This window comes from Trichlorobacter ammonificans (assembly GCF_933509905.1).
Lineage (GTDB): Bacteria > Desulfobacterota > Desulfuromonadia > Geobacterales > Pseudopelobacteraceae > Trichlorobacter > Trichlorobacter ammonificans.
The window spans coordinates 2,299,332-2,315,515 of sequence record NZ_OW150024.1 but is presented as its reverse complement, the minus strand read 5'-3'; the positions used below and the strand labels follow the sequence as shown (position 1 = coordinate 2,315,515).

Annotated in this window: 15 protein-coding genes and 1 tRNA gene; 3 read left to right on the top strand and 13 right to left on the bottom strand. The window is 63.7% G+C overall.

Annotated elements, in window-relative coordinates:
• Positions 1–124: 124 nt before the first annotated feature.
• Complete coding sequence (locus tag RAK07_RS10525; RefSeq protein WP_305732787.1) at positions 125–2,005, bottom strand: cytochrome c3 family protein; 1,881 nt, start codon at positions 2,003–2,005, stop codon at positions 125–127.
• Positions 2,006–2,196: 191 nt separating this feature from the next.
• On the opposite strand from RAK07_RS10525, the gene RAK07_RS10520 reads away from it, so the two are divergent.
• On the top strand, positions 2,197–4,134 hold the full coding sequence (locus RAK07_RS10520; RefSeq protein ID WP_305732786.1) for a sensor histidine kinase: 1,938 nt from the start codon (positions 2,197–2,199) through the stop codon (positions 4,132–4,134).
• Positions 4,131–5,474 (top strand): sigma-54-dependent transcriptional regulator, encoded by a 1,344-nt coding sequence (locus tag RAK07_RS10515; RefSeq protein ID WP_305732785.1) that lies wholly within the window; start codon positions 4,131–4,133, stop codon positions 5,472–5,474. The genes RAK07_RS10520 and RAK07_RS10515 overlap by 4 nt, the downstream gene beginning before the upstream one ends.
• Here the strand turns inward: RAK07_RS10515 and RAK07_RS10510 are convergent.
• Positions 5,466–6,647, bottom strand: coding sequence for a THUMP domain-containing class I SAM-dependent RNA methyltransferase (locus RAK07_RS10510; protein ID WP_305732784.1), 1,182 nt, complete (start codon positions 6,645–6,647; stop codon positions 5,466–5,468). The genes RAK07_RS10515 and RAK07_RS10510 overlap by 9 nt on opposite strands.
• Positions 6,644–7,240 (bottom strand): dephospho-CoA kinase, encoded by a 597-nt coding sequence (gene coaE, locus RAK07_RS10505; protein WP_305732783.1) that lies wholly within the window; start codon positions 7,238–7,240, stop codon positions 6,644–6,646. Before coaE ends, RAK07_RS10510 begins: the two co-directional genes overlap by 4 nt.
• A gap of 89 nt (positions 7,241–7,329) precedes the next feature.
• On the opposite strand from coaE, the gene RAK07_RS10500 reads away from it, so the two are divergent.
• Positions 7,330–7,406 (top strand) — tRNA-Arg (locus RAK07_RS10500).
• Positions 7,407–7,514: 108 nt separating this feature from the next.
• On the opposite strand, the gene RAK07_RS10495 is transcribed toward RAK07_RS10500, so the two are convergent.
• The 10 genes from RAK07_RS10495 to RAK07_RS10450 all read right to left on the bottom strand — a co-directional run bounded on the left by RAK07_RS10495 (position 7,515) and on the right by RAK07_RS10450 (position 16,174).
• Positions 7,515–8,516, bottom strand: coding sequence for a sulfate ABC transporter substrate-binding protein (locus tag RAK07_RS10495; protein ID WP_305732782.1), 1,002 nt, complete (start codon positions 8,514–8,516; stop codon positions 7,515–7,517).
• Between the two features lie 58 nt (positions 8,517–8,574).
• Complete coding sequence (locus RAK07_RS10490) at positions 8,575–8,805, bottom strand: sulfurtransferase TusA family protein (protein ID WP_305732781.1); 231 nt, start codon at positions 8,803–8,805, stop codon at positions 8,575–8,577.
• 68 nt (positions 8,806–8,873) lie between these two features.
• Entirely contained in the window at positions 8,874–9,308 is a 435-nt protein-coding gene (locus RAK07_RS10485) for a M67 family metallopeptidase (protein ID WP_305732780.1), read from the bottom strand.
• Between the two features lie 2 nt (positions 9,309–9,310).
• Entirely contained in the window at positions 9,311–10,120 is an 810-nt protein-coding gene (locus RAK07_RS10480) for a HesA/MoeB/ThiF family protein (RefSeq protein WP_305732779.1), read from the bottom strand.
• Positions 10,117–10,332, bottom strand: a complete 216-nt coding sequence (gene thiS / locus RAK07_RS10475; RefSeq protein ID WP_305732778.1) for a sulfur carrier protein ThiS — start codon at positions 10,330–10,332, stop codon at positions 10,117–10,119. The genes RAK07_RS10480 and thiS overlap by 4 nt, the downstream gene beginning before the upstream one ends.
• A 20-nt stretch (positions 10,333–10,352) precedes the next feature.
• Positions 10,353–10,892, bottom strand: coding sequence for a vitamin K epoxide reductase family protein (locus tag RAK07_RS10470; protein WP_305732777.1), 540 nt, complete (start codon positions 10,890–10,892; stop codon positions 10,353–10,355).
• 140 nt (positions 10,893–11,032) lie between these two features.
• Positions 11,033–11,899: a sensor histidine kinase gene (locus tag RAK07_RS10465; RefSeq protein WP_305732776.1), complete on the bottom strand. Its 867-nt coding sequence runs from the start codon at positions 11,897–11,899 to the stop codon at positions 11,033–11,035.
• A gap of 63 nt (positions 11,900–11,962) precedes the next feature.
• The gene (gene cysE / locus RAK07_RS10460) at positions 11,963–12,832 is read right to left on the bottom strand and encodes a serine O-acetyltransferase (RefSeq protein WP_305732775.1); all 870 of its coding nucleotides are present in this window, start codon (positions 12,830–12,832) and stop codon (positions 11,963–11,965) included.
• Between the two features lie 11 nt (positions 12,833–12,843).
• Positions 12,844–14,565: a cysteine desulfurase gene (locus tag RAK07_RS10455; protein ID WP_305732774.1), complete on the bottom strand. Its 1,722-nt coding sequence runs from the start codon at positions 14,563–14,565 to the stop codon at positions 12,844–12,846.
• Positions 14,566–14,716: 151 nt separating this feature from the next.
• Positions 14,717–16,174 (bottom strand): family 2B encapsulin nanocompartment shell protein, encoded by a 1,458-nt coding sequence (locus RAK07_RS10450; RefSeq protein WP_305732773.1) that lies wholly within the window; start codon positions 16,172–16,174, stop codon positions 14,717–14,719.
• Positions 16,175–16,184 lie beyond the last annotated feature (10 nt).

The following is a 16,184-nucleotide window of genomic DNA, read 5'->3' as shown; positions in this document are numbered from 1 at the left end:
CCATGTCAATAGCGTTTGTGACGGTGCAGGGGGGAGGGAACAGCGGGGACTACGTTCAACGGCAGCGCAACGGGCCACCCCCGGAGGGATGGCCCGTTGCACTACGTCTGCTGTGTGACGGGAGCTAGTTGCCGGTTTTCAGCATCTTCCTGGCCATGGCCAGGTTATGGTAGGCCACCGCCCGTATCTCGGCCGTACGCGAATCCTTCGGGCGCTTGTCCAGTTCGGCCAGGAAACGGTCCAGATCCCGGCGGGCGGCATCGGTCTTTTTCTTGCTGTAGGGCAGCGTGAAGTCAATCCCCTTCACATCCCAGGCGGTGGTGGGCAGCACCGCAAAGGGGGCCACATCCTGCAGCTTGCGGTTGGGGGCCAGGGAAGGCTGTTCCCAGACCACGTCGCTGAAGCGGATGCCGTTTTTGTCGGCTGTTACGGTGTAACTCCCCTTGAACGGCTTGGTTACGTCGCGATCCTCGAAGAAGCTCCACTCGGATTTGCCCACCTGGGCCTTGCTGTCGTGGCAACTGCCGCAGCTGCGGGGCGTGCCCATGGCGTGGCTCAGCTTGTCCATCTGAATCCAGAGGATCGCCTTGTTGCCGCCGGGCAGGTCGTTGCGGGTGCCCACCACGATGTAGGCGTCGTTGACATCGGTGGCGGCACGGGCCACCTCGAAGGTGAGGGGCTCGCCGATGCGGGGATTACCCGGCACGGTCTTCTGGGGAATGGCCCGGAACAGCAGGCCGGTGGGACCCAGCTCCCTGGTCTGGTTCAGCACCGCCATGGGATAGGGCTTGACCGGGATGTAGCGGCCGGCGGCGTTTTTGATGATGGTCGGCAGGTCGCGGGTGCCGTAGTACTCCTTATGTTTGCCGTAGGGGGTCTCCACCCCGTAGTAGTGTCCCTGTCCCCAGAAGGTGTACTGGTAGGCGCCGGAGACGGTGACATGGCAGGAGGCGCAATCCACCGTGCCGTGGGGTGAGCCCTGTACCGCCTTCACGATCTGTCCGTGACAGTTTGCGCAGGATTTCCGGGCATCGTCGGCGGCCAAGTGGCCGAACTGGTGGTTGGCCGGCTTGTGACAGTCCAGGCATTCCAGGCCGGCTGTGACGTGGGCTCCCTTGGGCAGGGTGCTGGGGAAGGCGTACTCGCCCCGCACGTAGCCGGCACCGCGCCGGCGGTCCATGGGGCCGGCATGACAGATGCTGGCCCGGCCGCTGCCGTAACAGCTGGGGGTGTCCGGTTTGCCGAAGGAGTGGGTCCCTTTGTTTGCCACCGGTTTGAAGTGGCAGTCGTTGCAGGAAGCGTGGCACATGTTGCAGGAGCGCTCCATGGCGCCGTTCATCGCCTTGGTGTAGGGGATGGAGGTCCGGTTGCGAATTCCTTCTTCGTTCTGGCCGGGCCACATGCCGCAGTTCTGGGGACCGGGCTGCTTATCGGACCAGTCGCGGAAGGCACGCTGGTTCTTGGTCAGGCCCTTGGCGGAGCTGTTGTAATCCGTGACCTGCTTGGCGTGACACTTGCCGCAGGTCTGCTGCGCAACCTTGGGGGCGTAGGCCATGGTCTCGGGGTCGCGGTCATGCCACTGGATGCCGATGATCCGCTTGATGCCGGCTGCGTCCAGCTTTTTGGGGTCTCCCTTGGGGATCATGCTGGCCATCCCGTTTCCCTTGGGTACCAGCGGTTGCAGGGCTCCGGCAGCCTCGCGGGAGACGGCCTGTCCCTTGTGGTTCTTGCCGGCCGCCACCAGGAACGGCGCCAGCATCCCCGTGTGGGCCGCGGTCTTGTCGGCCGCTGCGGGATTGCCCAGATGACAGTCCGTGCAGGTCGGTTTTCCCTGCATTCCCACCTCGCGGTCCACCTGGGCCGGATCGAGGTACATCGCCTCGGCCCCCAGCTCCTTCATCTGTTTTCGGTTGCCGTGACAGTTGACGCACCCGGAGGCTGCGTCAAACCCCCAGGCCGAAGCGGTCACCAGCAGTCCTGCGACAGCCAGCCATAACATTTTCATGGTGCCCCTCCTCTGCAGCGTAACGTTTGATAGGCAGCATTATTTCACAAAGGGTGCCATAATTTATTTTTCAGTTATATTAGCTGGTTGACTTGTGTGTGGGAGCAGGGTATGGTGGGGTTGGTTGCAGATTGCACCGCTGTGGCGCCGTTTTGGATGTCGGTGCGGTGCAAAATGCAAAGGAGAGTTTCATGCAACGTTTCGGCATCCGCCGCAAGACCCTGATCACGCTGCTGGGAGTGGCGGTTCCCTCCCTGCTTGCCTTTTCGGTGCTGATCATCGCCAGCACCGCCCATATCCTGCAGGAAAACGCCAGTCGCCGGGTGCGTGCCCTGGCCGACCGCTCCGCGTTGGAGCTGGCCGAACTGGTGGAGCGGTCCCGAACCACCCTGCGCACCATGGCCGCCTCGCCGGAGCTGTCCGCCTACCGTCGTGCCGTTGCCGACGGCGACCGGCGGGGAATCGCCGCAACCCTGCCCCGCCTGGAACAAGCCTTCCTGGGCTGGCAGCGGCTCGATCCGACCCTGCAGGCGATCCGCCTGATCGATCCGGCCGGCAACGTGCTGGTCAAGGTCAAGGAGGGGATGCCGAACCGGGCCGCCGGAGCGCCCCGCCCTCCGTACCAGTTGCCTGCGGTGCATTACGTCGGCGGCCGCGACTTCTTCCGTTCCGCTCTCACGCTTCCCCCGGACGGCATCCTGGTGTCGAACCTGGAGCGGGGCAAGGTGGACGAGGAGGAGAGCTTCTGCCCCGCCATGGTCCGTTTTGCCACGCCGCTTAAGCTCGAAGGGACAACGGTGGGGGTGCTGGTGATCAACGTCTGGGGCGAACAGGCCGGCCGCCTGATCAACCGGGTGATCGCCGAGCAGGAGGGGAGCGCCTTCCTGGTGGAGCGCACCAGTGCCGATTCCGCGCGTAACGGCATCTACCTCTTTCATCGCGATGCCGCCTGCCAGTTCGGCAATCAGACCGGCAGCCGCCGTACCATCTTCGACGACTATCCCCGCGAAATCACCGACGCCTGGCTGACCAGCGACCACGGTATTGCCCGGGACCCCCGCAGCCGCGATATCCTGGCCCATGCCTACTACTCGCCGTACAACCGGCCGGACCGGGGCTGGGTGGTGGTGGTCAATGCCCGCCGCGATTTCTTTCTGGAGCCGATGGCCACCATCGGCAGGTTGACGGCCCTCTGGGCGGCGGTGGTGGTGCTGGTGGTGGCGCTGGCCTCGGTGGTCTTCGCCCGCTCCCTGACCAGGCCGCTGCAGGCGGTGGTGGAGGGTATCCGGCGCATGGGGGGGCGGCCGGAGGAACGGATCGACAGCACCAGCACCGATGAGGTCGGTTTCCTGGCCGGTGAGATCAACCGGATGGCCGACGCCATCCAGCAGCAGGCCGAGGAGCGGATGCGGGTGGAGGAGCAGATCCGCACCACCGAAAAACTGGCATCGGTGGGGGAAATGGCCGCCGGTCTCGCCCACGAGCTGAACACACCGCTGGGGAACATCAAGGCCCTGGCCCTGCTGTCCCGCAAGGAGCTTGCCCGGGGGGGCTGCGATCCCGGTGCTCTCACGGCTGATCTGGACGACATTGCCGACCAGGCGGCCAAGTGCAGCGGCATCATCGGCGGCCTGCTCAGCTTTGCCCGGCGCTCTGCGGGGCGACCGGCCGATCACGATCCGGCGGAACTGGTACGGGAGGCGCTGGCACTGGTGCGCCTGCGCGCCGAGCAGCAGCAGGTGACGCTGCGGTTCGAACCGCAGCCGTCCCTGCCCCCGCTGTTCGTGGATGCCGACCAACTGCGCCAGGTGTTCGTCAACATCCTGCTCAACGCCATCGACGCATCGCCGGGGGGGAACGTCGCCATCGGGCTCGTCCCGGCACCGGAGGAACTGACGATAACATTCCGCGACACCGGCTGCGGCATCCCGGACGATCAGCTCGACCGGATATTCGATCCCTTTTTCACCACCAAGGAAGTGGGGCAGGGGACCGGCCTGGGGCTGTCGGTCAGCTATGGCATGGTACAGGGGATGGGGGGCAGGATCGAGGTGCAGTCCCGGCCCGGAGCGGGAAGCGAGTTCCGCGTCGTGGTGCCGTGGGGTACGGGGAGGGAGACGAACGAATGACGACGGTACTGGTGGTTGACGACGATCCGCTGGCCTGCCGGATTCTGGCGCGGATGCTGGGACCGGATTTTCACCTGCATCGTTTTGCCAACGGCGCGGATGCGCTGGAGCATTTCCGCCGGCATGGCGCCGACATCATCCTGACCGACCTGAAGATGCCACGCATGGGGGGGCTGGAGCTGCTGGAGCAGGTCAAGGCGCTGGATCCCCGGGTACTGGTCTTCATCATTACCGGTCACTCAACCCTGGAGAGCGCCGTGGCAGCGGTCAAGCAGGGGGCCTACGACTTCATCGCCAAGCCGTTCGATCCGGACGACGTACTGCTCAGGATCAACCGCGCCCTGAGGGAGCGGCGCCTGGAGGAGGAGGTCTCGCTCTACCGCAGCGAGCGGGAACGGGAACAGTCGCGGCACCTGCCGCTGACCCGCAATCACCGCATGCAGCAGGTACTGGAACTGGCCCGGCGGGCGGCCCGTACCGACAGTACGGTGCTGATCCAGGGGGAAACCGGGGTGGGCAAGGAGGTGGTGGCCCGGGCGATCCACCAGTGGTCTCCCCGTCGCGAACAGCCGTTTGTACCGGTGAACTGCGGTGCCTTGGCCGAGGGGCTGCTGGAGAGCGAGCTGTTTGGTCACGAAAAGGGGGCCTTTACCGGCGCCCATAGCCGGCGGATCGGGTATTTCGAGCTGGCCAGCCGCGGCACCCTGTTTCTGGACGAGATCGGCACCACCGGCAACGCCTTTCAGGTCAGGCTGCTGCGGGTGCTGCAGGAGCGGGCAGTGCAGCGGGTGGGGGGCGGACTGCCGGTGGCGGTGGACAGCCGGATCATCGCCGCCACCAACCAGGACCTGGAGGAAGAGGCCCGCAACGGCACTTTTCGCAGCGACCTGTTCTACCGCCTGAGTGTGGTCACCCTGCAGGTGCCGCCGCTCAGGGAGCGGCCCGAGGATATCGAGCTGCTGGCCGGGCATTTTCTGGCCGGTCACCGGGAGATCAATCCCCGTATCCGCGGCATTGCGCCGGAGGGACTGCGTTACCTGCAGCAGTACGACTATCCCGGCAACGTGCGCGAACTGGAGAACATCATCGAGCGGGCCATGATTCTGGAAACCGGCTGCGAGTTGACCCCGGCCAGCCTGCTGGTGGGCGGCAGCCGTCAACAGGCCGGTCCCCGGGAGGAACCGCCGGTCAGCATGGACGCGGCGGAACGGGAGCATATCGTCAGGGTGCTGCGGAGCTGCGGGGGAAGAAAACTGGAGGCGGCCGCGCTGCTGGGGATCAACAAGACCACCCTCTGGCGCAAGATGAAACGCTACGGCCTCAGCGAGGAATCAATATAGTTCGTACTTGAGCAGGCGGCACTCCAGGGGACCGTTGAACAGCACAAAGCGGCGGGACGGCTTCAGCCCCACCAGTCTGGCCAGTTCCAGGTCGCCGGCCAGCAGATAGGCGGTCCAGCCGCTGAAGCGGCGCTTGAAGACCTCGCCGATCTTACGGTAGAGTGCCTCCAGCTCGGCCCGCTCTCCCATCCGCACACCGTAGGGGGGATTCATGACCAGCACTCCCTGGTGGCCGCAGGGTTCGGCCTCCTCGAACGGCTTGCGGTCAAAGGCGACCTGGTAGGACAACCCGGCCCGGCGGGCGTTCTCGCGGCAGGCGATGATCGCCTTCGGGTCGCGGTCGTAGCCCAGCACCGGCACCGCCAGGGACTCGCCGGCAACGGCCTGCTCCTGCCGCAGCACTTCTTCCCAGAGCCGCTGGTCGAAATCGCGCCAGCGCATCAGGCCGAACTCCCGTCCCGCACCGGCCGGCTGTCGCAGGGCGATGGCCGCCCCTTCCAGCAACAGGGTGCCGGAACCGCACATCGGGTCCAGGAGCGGTACCGTGCCATCCCAGCCGGTGTGCAGCATGATGGCTGCCGCCAGGGTTTCCCGCAGGGGAGCGGCGTTGCGGTCCAGGCGCCACCCCCGCCGGTCCAGCGGCTCGCCGCAGGCGTCCAGCGACACCGTGGCCTGGTTTTTGGCAATATGAAGATTGACCCGAAGGTCGGGATTTTTCGTGTCGATGCTGGGACGGCTGCCGCACTGTTCCCGCAGCAGGTCCACGATGGCATCCTTGGCCTTGAGGGCAGCGAAGTGGGAATGGGTTATGGTGGAATCCCGCAGGGTACAATCCACCGCCAGGGTCATGGCCGGGGTGAGCAGTTCGTTCCAGGGGAGCGACCGGACGCCGTCGTACAGTTCCTGCGGCGATGTGCAGGGAAAGTTCCCCAAATGAACAAGTATCCGGCTGGCGGTGCGCACCTGCAGCAGGCTGCGGTAAAGCAGGGCGCGGTCGCCGTTGAACGCGACGCCGCCCCGTACCGGCGCGACATCGGCGGCTCCCAGTCCGGTCAGCTCCGTTGCGGTCAGCTCTTCTGCCCCCAGGGGGACGGTGGCGAACAGCCGGAGCTGCTGCCGCGCCGGTGGCGGTGTGGCCGGAGTACGGCGGATAATCTTGCGTTGTTCCGTCATGGGCCGATCCTCCGCTGCCATGCCTCCTCCACCTGCCGGGCCGTTTCTTCGGGACTACCGCTGTTGTCGATCACCACGACCCCGTACTTTTCCTTTTCCGCCAGCGGCATCTGCGCCGCCACGATCCGCTCCGCCTGCTGCCGGTCACAGCCGTCCCGTGTCATCAGGCGTTCCAGCTGCACCTCGGGCCGGACCGTCACCACCCAGATTTCATCCACCCGATCCGCGGCGCCGGCCTCGATCAGCAACGGTGCCATGTAGACCGCCACTGCTGCCCCGCTCTGGCGGGCCTCCTCCAGCCGGCGCAGGGACAACTCCCGGATGGCCGGATGCAGCAGCGCCTCCAGCTGTTTGCGCCGCTCCGGGTCTCTGAAGATCAGCTCCCGCACCGCCTGACGGTCCAGGGAACCGTCGGCCTGCAGCGCGTCAGCGCCGAACAACGCAGCGATCCGCTGCAACAGGGGAGTGCCCGGCGCCACCGCGTCGCGGGACAGCTGGTCGGCGTCGATCACTACAGCGCCCCGTTGGGCCAGCAGTTCCGCCACCGTGCTCTTGCCGGTGGCGATACCCCCTGTCAGTCCGATTGTCCTCATGATTTCCCGGATAGTAGCAAAGCAGGGACGGAATGAACAGATTTTTTGCTTGAGTTGTCGGATGATTGTATGCGATAGTTACCGTTCACGGGCGGTTAGCTCAGTTGGATAGAGTGTTGGCCTCCGAAGCCAAAGGTCGTTGGTTCGAATCCAATACCGCCCGCCAAAGAAATCAAGGGGATAGCGTTATGCTGTCCCCTTTTTTTTATGCCGTTTTTACCCTGCTGTCAGGTGAAGGTGTAGACGGAGCGACCGGAGCCGCCCCGTCAGGCGGTTATTTCCTTGCAGCGTAGATTTGGTCAAACGTGCCGCCGTCGCTGAAATGGACTTTCTGGGCCTTTTGCCAGCCGCCGAAGGCTTGGTCGATGGTGTACAGCTTCACTTTGGCCAGTTTGGTGGGGACCTTCTTGCTGATGGGACGGTAGTAGTGCTTGGCGGCGATTTTCTGCCCCTCGTCGCTGTAGAGATAGTTCAGATATGCTTCGGCCACGTTCCGCGTACCCCGTTTGTCCGCCACCCTGTCGATCACGGTCACCGGCGGCTCGGCCAGGATGCTCTCGGAGGGGGTGACGATTTCAAACTTGTCCGGTCCCAACTCGTTGATGGCCAGGAACGCCTCGTTTTCCCAAGCCAGCAGCACATCGCCCAGGCCGCGCTGGACAAAGGTGTTGGTGGAGCCGCGCGCGCCGGAGTCAAGCACCGGCACGTTCTTGAACAGCCTGCTCACGAACTCCCTGGCCTTGGCTTCGGTGCCGCCGGGCTGATGCAGGGCAAAGGCCCAGGCTGCCAGGTAGTTCCAGCGGGCGCCGCCGGACGTCTTGGGGTTGGGGGTGATTACCGCGACCCCCGGTTTGATCAGATCGTCCCAGTTCTTGATCTTCTTGGGGTTCCCCTTGCGCACCAGGAAGACGATGGTGGAGGTGTAGGGGGCACTGTTATGGGGCAGCTCCTTCTGCCAGCCCGGCTTGATCAACCCTTTTTCGGCAATGGCATCGATGTCGTAGGCCAGGGCCAGGGTGACCACATCGGCTTCCAGGCCGTCGATGACCGAGCGGGCCTGCTTGCCGGAGCCGCCGTGGGACTGCTTGATGGTGACGGTATCGCCGGTTTTCTGCTTCCAGTACGCGGCAAAAGCGGTGTTGAAGTCGGCGTACAGTTCCCGGGTTGGGTCGTAGGAAACGTTCAGCAGGTTGATGTTGGCGGCCAGGGCTGCTGTTGCGGTGAGCAGGCTCAGGGCCAGAGTGGCGATGGCGGTTGTTACGCGTTTTTTGAACATCAGTTTTTCTCCTTTGTCTGTAGTTATGGTAGATTTAGTGGTGAAAAAAATATGGACGTCAGTGGCCGGCTTTTTTCAGCTCCAGAATATAGTGTCCCTCGTTGCTTTGCTTCAGGCCGATCAGGCGGTGCCCTTCAGCTTCGAGGCTGAGGGGAACGTTCCTGACCGCTTCCCCGTCATCCAGCAGCAGTACCTCCGCTTCGTGCCCCGGCAGGTCTTCCAGGGCCAGCTTGGCTCTGACGAAATTGGTGGGACAACTGACGCCGCGCAAGTCTATGGTGGTGCTCACGCAATGGCTCCTTTCCGGTTTATTTCGCAGCAAGTGTTAGCGACACTAGCGGAGCCAAAGCGTATTTGTCAAGAATTAATTTTATAATATCTATCGAATTGATATTTAATTATGTTGATCGGCTCGGGCTGCACGATTCCGGCGGTGATGCGGAACGACTTCAGATCCGGAGTCCCGGCATCGGCAAGGGAGATGATCACGTAGGAGACATCCGGGGTCAGGGCCAGCCGGATATCCTCTTCCGAGGGGCGGGCAGGGGTTTCCGGGTGGGAGTGGTAGATGGCCAGCATGGTCTGCCCCTTGGCGCGCAGGTCCTTGACCACCGCAAACTGCTCCTTCGGGTCCATCGTGAAATGCTCGTTGCTGGCATCGGTATTGGTCATCGGGTAGTGGAGCGACACCGTGGCATCGCTTCCGCCCAGAATGCCGCAGACCTCCAGAGGAGCCCCCTCGCGGGCGCGGCTGATCAGTTCGTCGTGGATCACGGCCGGGATGCGCAGCATGGTCAGCGGGTCTCCAGGTCGCAGACGGTCAGGGCGTCCAGTTCGTCCCGCAGTTCGGTGATGACCGGGTGGTCGCCGCAGACCGGGCAGGTGGGCGAACGTTTCAGGGGCACTTCGCGAAATTTCATCCGCAGGGCGCTGTAGGTCAGCAGCCGGTTGGTGAGCAATTCCCCCGTGCCCAGCAGGAACTTGATCGCCTCGGTGGCCTGGATGGTACCGACGACGCCGGGCAGGACCCCGATCACCCCGGCCCGGGAGCAGGTGGGGATGGCGTCCTTTGGCGGCGGTTCAGGGAAGATGCAGCGGTAGCAGGCAGATTCACCCGGTTGTACGGTGATGGTCTGGCCGTCGAATTGCAAAATGCCGCCGTGGGAGTACGGTTTTCCGGCCAGTACACAGGCGTCGTTGATCAGAAACTTGGCGGCAAAATTGTCCGTGCCGTCGATGACGAAATCGTACTCCGCAATAATGGCGGCGATGTTGGCGGCACTGATCCATTCCTTGTAGGTGACGACCGTGACGTCGGGGTTGATGGCCTGCATCTTCCGGCGGGCCGACTCCACCTTGGGGGTGCCGATGTCGGGGGTGAAATGGATCACCTGGCGTTGCAGGTTGGAGAGGTCAACGTCGTCGGCATCGGCAATGCCGATGGTGCCGACCCCTGCCGCCGCCAGGTAGAGGGCGATGGGGGCCCCCAGGCCACCGGCGCCGATGATCAGCACCCGGCCGTCAAGCAGCTTGCGCTGCCCCGTGCCCCCCACCTCCTTCAGGATGATATGGCGTGAGTACCGCTCGATCTGCTCGTCGGTCATGGGGCTCCACCTCCCATGAAGTAGAGAAATTCAATCACGTCACCATCGGCCACCGGGGTAGCGGTAAATGCGTCCCGCTCCAGAATGTCGCCGTTCAACTCCACGGTGACATACAGGCGCTGGGAAACATCCAGCTCTTCCAGCAGGGATTCCACGGTGCGCTGCGGATTGTCGGGCAGGGAGGCTGTCTTGCCGTTAATGGTGACGGTCATGCCGCTTCTCCTTCACATGATTACGAATAGGTAAATTCCCGTACCCCGGCGGTGGCAACGGCCAGGCCGATTGCCAGCAGGGCAAGAACCATGAACAGCCAACGGACGGAAAACCCCGGTCTGCCGTCTGTGGCGGGGGTGCTCAGCAGTCGTTCGGCGATCAGCAGTGCGGCAACCGTTCCCAGGGAGATGCCGACGGTGACGCAGAGGGGACACCAGCTGCCGATGACGTACTTTTGTATCCAGATCAGGCGGATCTCTCCGCCAACACCGCTAAAGACCGCAGCGGTCAGCAGCTGATCGAGCCGGCTCCAGCGGCTACGCAGCAGCAACAAGGCGGTAACTGCGCAGAAATAGAGGATGCCGAGGATCCCCATGTTCAGCCCGAAAAAACTGAAGGCAGCCGTATCCCGGCACGCCTTTACCAGGCAGAACTCCTCAATGACGATAAAGATCGAGACCGCCAGACCCGTCAGGGCGGCCAGCAGCAGGAGAGCCCGCAGCCAGCGTCCGCCCGCTTTGTTTCCGTCATGGTAATCCGATGATGTCGTGGTAGGCATGGTATCCGTCTCCCTGGTTCCGGTGTTTGCTGGTGCCGTTGCCGGTATACCATACGGGAAATTGGCGTTGCCGCAAAGTGCTTCCCGTTGCTGCCCGAAATAGTGCAGTCAGGTTTTACGGCGCATGAGGAAACTGCAGTTCAGATGGAGTATTCCTCAGGTACAACCTGGTAAAACGGCAACAGCAGGTGGAAGGTGCTTCCCTGGCCGGGGCTGCTTTCCGCCCAGACCCTGCCCCCCATCAGTTCGGCCAGTTTGCGGCAGATGGCCAGCCCCAGGCCGCTGCCGCCGAATGTCCGGGCCACGGCGGCGTCTCCCTGGGCAAATGTCCGGAAGAGGCGATCAAGCACGTCAGGGGGAATGCCGATGCCGGTGTCCCGGATGCTGAAGTGCAGGGTGACGTGCCCCGGCTGCTCCTGCTGGACCGCCACGAAAACCGTTATGGTACCGCGGTCGGTGAACTTGATGGCATTACCCAGCAGATTAACCAGCACCTGCTTCAGGCGGAACGGGTCTCCCTCCAGCCAGGCCGGAACCGAGGGGGCGATCTCGGTGGCCAGGGTGAGCCCCTTGGCCAGCAGGCTGCCCGCCTGGGTGCCGATGGCCTCCTTCACCACCTGTGCCGGTGAAAAGGCGGACTGGTACAGGTCGAGCCTGCCCGCCTCGATACGGGAGAGGTCCAGTAATTCGTTCAAAAGGGCCTGGATCATCCGTGCCGAGTTTTCCATGTATTCCAGGAACTGCTCGCGGTCGCTCTCGTACTGGCCGGAGCGCAGCATTTCGATCAGCGGCAGGATGCCGTTTAACGGGTTCCTGATTTCATGAACGATAGTGGTGAAAAAATCCATTTTGTGGCGCAGCGCCTGTTCCGCCGCTTCCAGTGCGGTGAGCAGCTCCAGTTCGGTCCGCTTCCTGATGGTGATCGTCCGTGACTGCATCACCGTTTTCCAGTTGCGGGGAAGCGGTGGCCGGTGGTGGTTTGAGCTGCGGGAATCGTGCATCTTCATTGCCGTACCTCGCCGTTATGGGTTCTTCATGAGCACTCCTTGCACCTGTCGGCGTGTCCTGCGTCAGATACAATAATCGAACTCCACATACTGATCCATCTGGCGGCCAGGTTCAGCGGATTTCGGTTTGCCCACCACCCGTGCCGGTATGCCGGCCACGGTGGAGTGGGGCGGCACCTCGTTCAGCACCACGCTGCCGGCGGCAATTTTGGAGCCGTCACCGATTTTGATGTTCCCCAGAATCTTGGCGCCGGCGCCGAGCAGCACACCGTTGCCCACCTTGGGATGGCGGTCCCCCGACTCCTTGCCGGTGCCCCCCAGGGTTACCTCGTGCAGCATGGAGACGTCATCCCCCACGACGGCGGTTTCGCCGATCACCACGCTGGTGCCGTGGTCGATCAGAATTCCCTTGCCGATGCGGGCCGCCGGGTGGATGTCGACATCAAAGGCTTCGGATATGCGGCTTTGCAGGTACAGGGCCAGGGACTTGCGCTCCTGGTGCCAGAGCCAGTGAGCCACCCGGTAGGACTGGAGCGCCTGGAAGCCCTTGAAATTCAAAAACGGCAGCGCCAGGCTACGGGCCGCCGGGTCCCGTTCCACCACGGCGGAAAGGTCGCGGCGGATCGCCTCCCGGATGCTGCCGTCGGCCGTGAGCGCTTCGTAGAAGATGTCCCGGATCGAGGTGGCGGTCAGGTAGGGGGAGGCCAGCTTACCGGCCAGGAAATAGGAGATGGAGCCCTCCAGGGTCTCGTGCTTGAGCACGGTGTCGTGCAGGTAACCGGCCAGTATCGGCTCCGACTTGGCGGTGACGAAGACATCCTGGCGCAGTCTGGTCCAGACCGGGTCGGGCTTTTCCCGCGTGACGGGAGTGGTGCGGTGCCGCGAGCCGTGCAGCAGGTCGGTATCCGACTTGAAAAGTGACGATACGCTCATGGGAGCCTCCCTCAGCGAAACTGTTTCAAGGCCGCCACCAAGCGGTCGATCTCCTCGAAGGTGTTGTAGAACGAATACGAGGGACGCACGGTGGCCTCCAGCCCGAACCGCCGCAAGGACGGCTGGGCGCAGTGGTGCCCGGCTCTGACCGCGATGCCTTGTTGATCGAGATATTTTCCCACCTCCGGCACCGGTGTATCCTTCAGCACAAAGGAGGTGACCGCCACCTTGTCCCGGGCCGTGCCCACCAGGGTCAGGCCGTTCACGCCGAGCAGCTTCTCTGTGGCGTATTCGAGCAGCCGGTGTTCGTGGGCCGCGATGTTTCCCAGGCCGATGCGGGTGACATAGTCCAGGGCCAGCCCCAGGCCGTAGGCATCGGCCACGTTGGGGGTTCCGGCCTCGAATCTGGCCGGCGGTTCGCTGTAGCTGGTTTCCTCGAAGGTGACATCCTTGATCATGTTGCCGCCCCCCTGCCAGGGGGGCAGTTCCTCCAGCAGCTCCCGGCGGATGTAGACCGCGCCGATGCCGGTGGGGCCGAAGATCTTGTGGCCGGAGAAGACGAAGAAATCCACCCCCAGTGCCTGCACATCCACCGGCAGATGGGCAACCGACTGGGCGCCGTCGATCAGCACGTGGGAGCCGTTGCGCTTGGCCAGGTGGGTCATCTCGGCGATGGGCAGCACGGTACCGAGACTGTTGTTGGCATGGGCCAGCCCCACGATCCGGGTGCGGGGTGTGAGCAGGCGCCGGTACTCCTCCAGTTTGATCTCCCCCCGATCGTTCACCGGTATCACCTTGAGCAGTGCCCCCCGCTCCCTGGCCACGAGCTGCCAGGGAACGATGTTGGCATGGTGCTCCAGTTCCGACAGCAGGATCTCGTCCCCCGGCTGGAGGAACCGCTGGCCGTAGGTATGGGCCACCAGGTTGATCCCCTCGGTGGTGCCCCGCACGAAGACGATCTCCTCGCTGGAGCCGGCGTTCAGGTAGTCGCGAATCTTGTCGCGGGCTCCCTCGAAGGCGTCGGTGGCCCGGGCCGCCAGGGTGTGGGCGCCCCGGTGGATATTGGAGTTGTCCTCCTCGTAGAACCGCTTCAGGCCATCGATGACCTGGCGCGGTTTCTGGGTGGTGGCGGCGTTGTCGAACCAGACCAGCGGCAGGCCGTGCACCTTCTGCTGCAGGATCGGAAAATCCCGGCGGATGGCGGCCACATTGAAGGACGGGACGCCGGCCAGCTTGCTCTGTTTGGGCAGGCTGGCGGCCAGCAGATGGGCGAAGGGGTCGGCAAACGAACCGTGGCTGCCGTTGCCGTGCCACAGGTCGTGCCGGCAGGACTGGATGTTTCTGACAAATCCTTTCAGGTCGCCATGGCTGTCGGCGGCGCTGCGATAGGTCTGCTGGTGCACCAGGCTGTCGGCGTGGTGGGACAGGGGAAGCGCCTCCGGCGGAACAGCGGCGGCTGTAGCCGAGGTTACGGCGCTGACCGGCCCGGAGGAGGATCGAATGGCCTCAAAGGCCCGGGAGACCAGCTCAAGGCCGGTGTCGCTGCCGGAAAGGGTGTCGAGACCGCTGCGAACAGCAGGGGGCGAGGGGCGCTCCTGCTGTGCCCGCGCCAGCAGTTCACGGGCACTGTCGCCGGAATCGGGAATCGTGGCAACAAGCGGCTGTGAGCCGGGGATTTCGTTATAGAGCCTGGTGGCAACCTGTGCCACCAGGTCAGGAGTAATGTCTGACATGAGATATCCCCTTACTCGGGTATAAAATGAGGTTGTTCAAAAATAGTCAGATCGTCGCACCCGCAGACAACCCCGCGGAGGCGTAGCAACGCTACGCCGCACAAGCGGGCTGTCGAGGACGGCGGCGAGATGGCTGTTTTTCAATAACCGGCTATATCCCGGCACCGGAGTTATATGCCACCGGAACGCTGTGTTCATAATGGTGGTAGTAGCCCACCTCCACGTTCTCCAGCACGCCGATGGCGTCGTCGGTCAGCACGGCGGCGGAGAAGTAGAGGGACAACAGGTACGAAGCCACCCCCAGGTTGTCCAGCCCCATCAGCCGGGCCGACAGGCTGGGGGAGATTTCCCCCGGAATCCCCTGCTGGTGCAGGCCCACCACCCCTTGTTCCTCCTCGCCCACCCTGAGCAGCAGGATGTTGGTGGTACCCAGCCACTGGTTGAAGGCGTAGCGGCTCTTTACCTCCAGCTTGTCCGTGGGGATCAGCGGCACGCCGCGCCAGAGGATCACCGGGGTGCCGAACACCGTGGTGGTGTTGGGCGGGACGCCGCGCCAGGTGCACTCCCGCTCGAAGGCGGCAATGGCCTTGGGGTGGGCCAGGAAGAAGCTGGGCTTTTTCCAAACCAGGGCCAGCAGTTCGTCCAGATCGTCCGGGGTGGGGGCGCCGTACCGGGCGCTGATCCGGTGGGAAGGGTGCACCGAGTGCAACAGGCCGAAGCTCTTGTTGTTGATCAGCTCCCACTCCTGGCGTTCCTTGATCCCCTCGATGGTCAGCCGCAACTGTTCTTCCAGCTGGTTGTAGGGGTTGTTGTACAGGTCCGAGACCCGGGTGTGGACCCGCACCACGGTCTGCACCGCGGACAGGGAATACTCGCGGGGGGATTCGGAGTAGTCCACGAAGGTCTCGGGGATAATCACGTTTTCCGCCAGGCCGGACACCAGGTCAATGTTGCGTTCGCCGTACTTGTTCACTGTGGCCAGCAGTTCCAGGTGTTCCTCCACCGCCTTGGTGAACTCCTGCTTCAGCACCGGCGTGTCGTTCAGCAGCCCGTCCAGGTCGGTGCGGGAAAGGGTCAACAGCACGCAGGGATTGATGGTGCGGATGGTCACCTCGGACGGTTTGTCCGACACCAGGTCCGCCTCGCCGAAATATTCACCTTCGGTTAAAAGCGCGATCCGCAGGTCGCTGCCGTGGACTCCCTTGCTTAAGACTTCCACCTGTCCTTGTGCGATGACGAAGAACTTGTTGCGGTCTTTCCCTTCCGCCACCAGGGTGTTCCCCAGGGTCACGGTCTCGGTTTTGAAGCTGTCGGCGATCTTTTTCAGAATGGCATCGGACAGCTTGGCAAAGAGGGGGATGCTGCGCAGGGCCAGGGGCTGGAAGCCGGCCACGCCGTCAACCAGGGTGAATTCCACCCGCTCGGCCCGTGGCAGTTCCACCTTGGTGCGGTTCACCCGGTAGGTGCCCCCCTCCACGTGGACCCACGGCAGCAGGCTGAGCAGGTGGCGCGGCGTGATGGAGGCCAGCTGGGGCGGGGTCTTGGTGGTATTGGCCAGGTTCCTGGCCACCGAGGTGGTGACACTGCGTTGAATGAGGTTGTCGGCCATGGATCGTTCT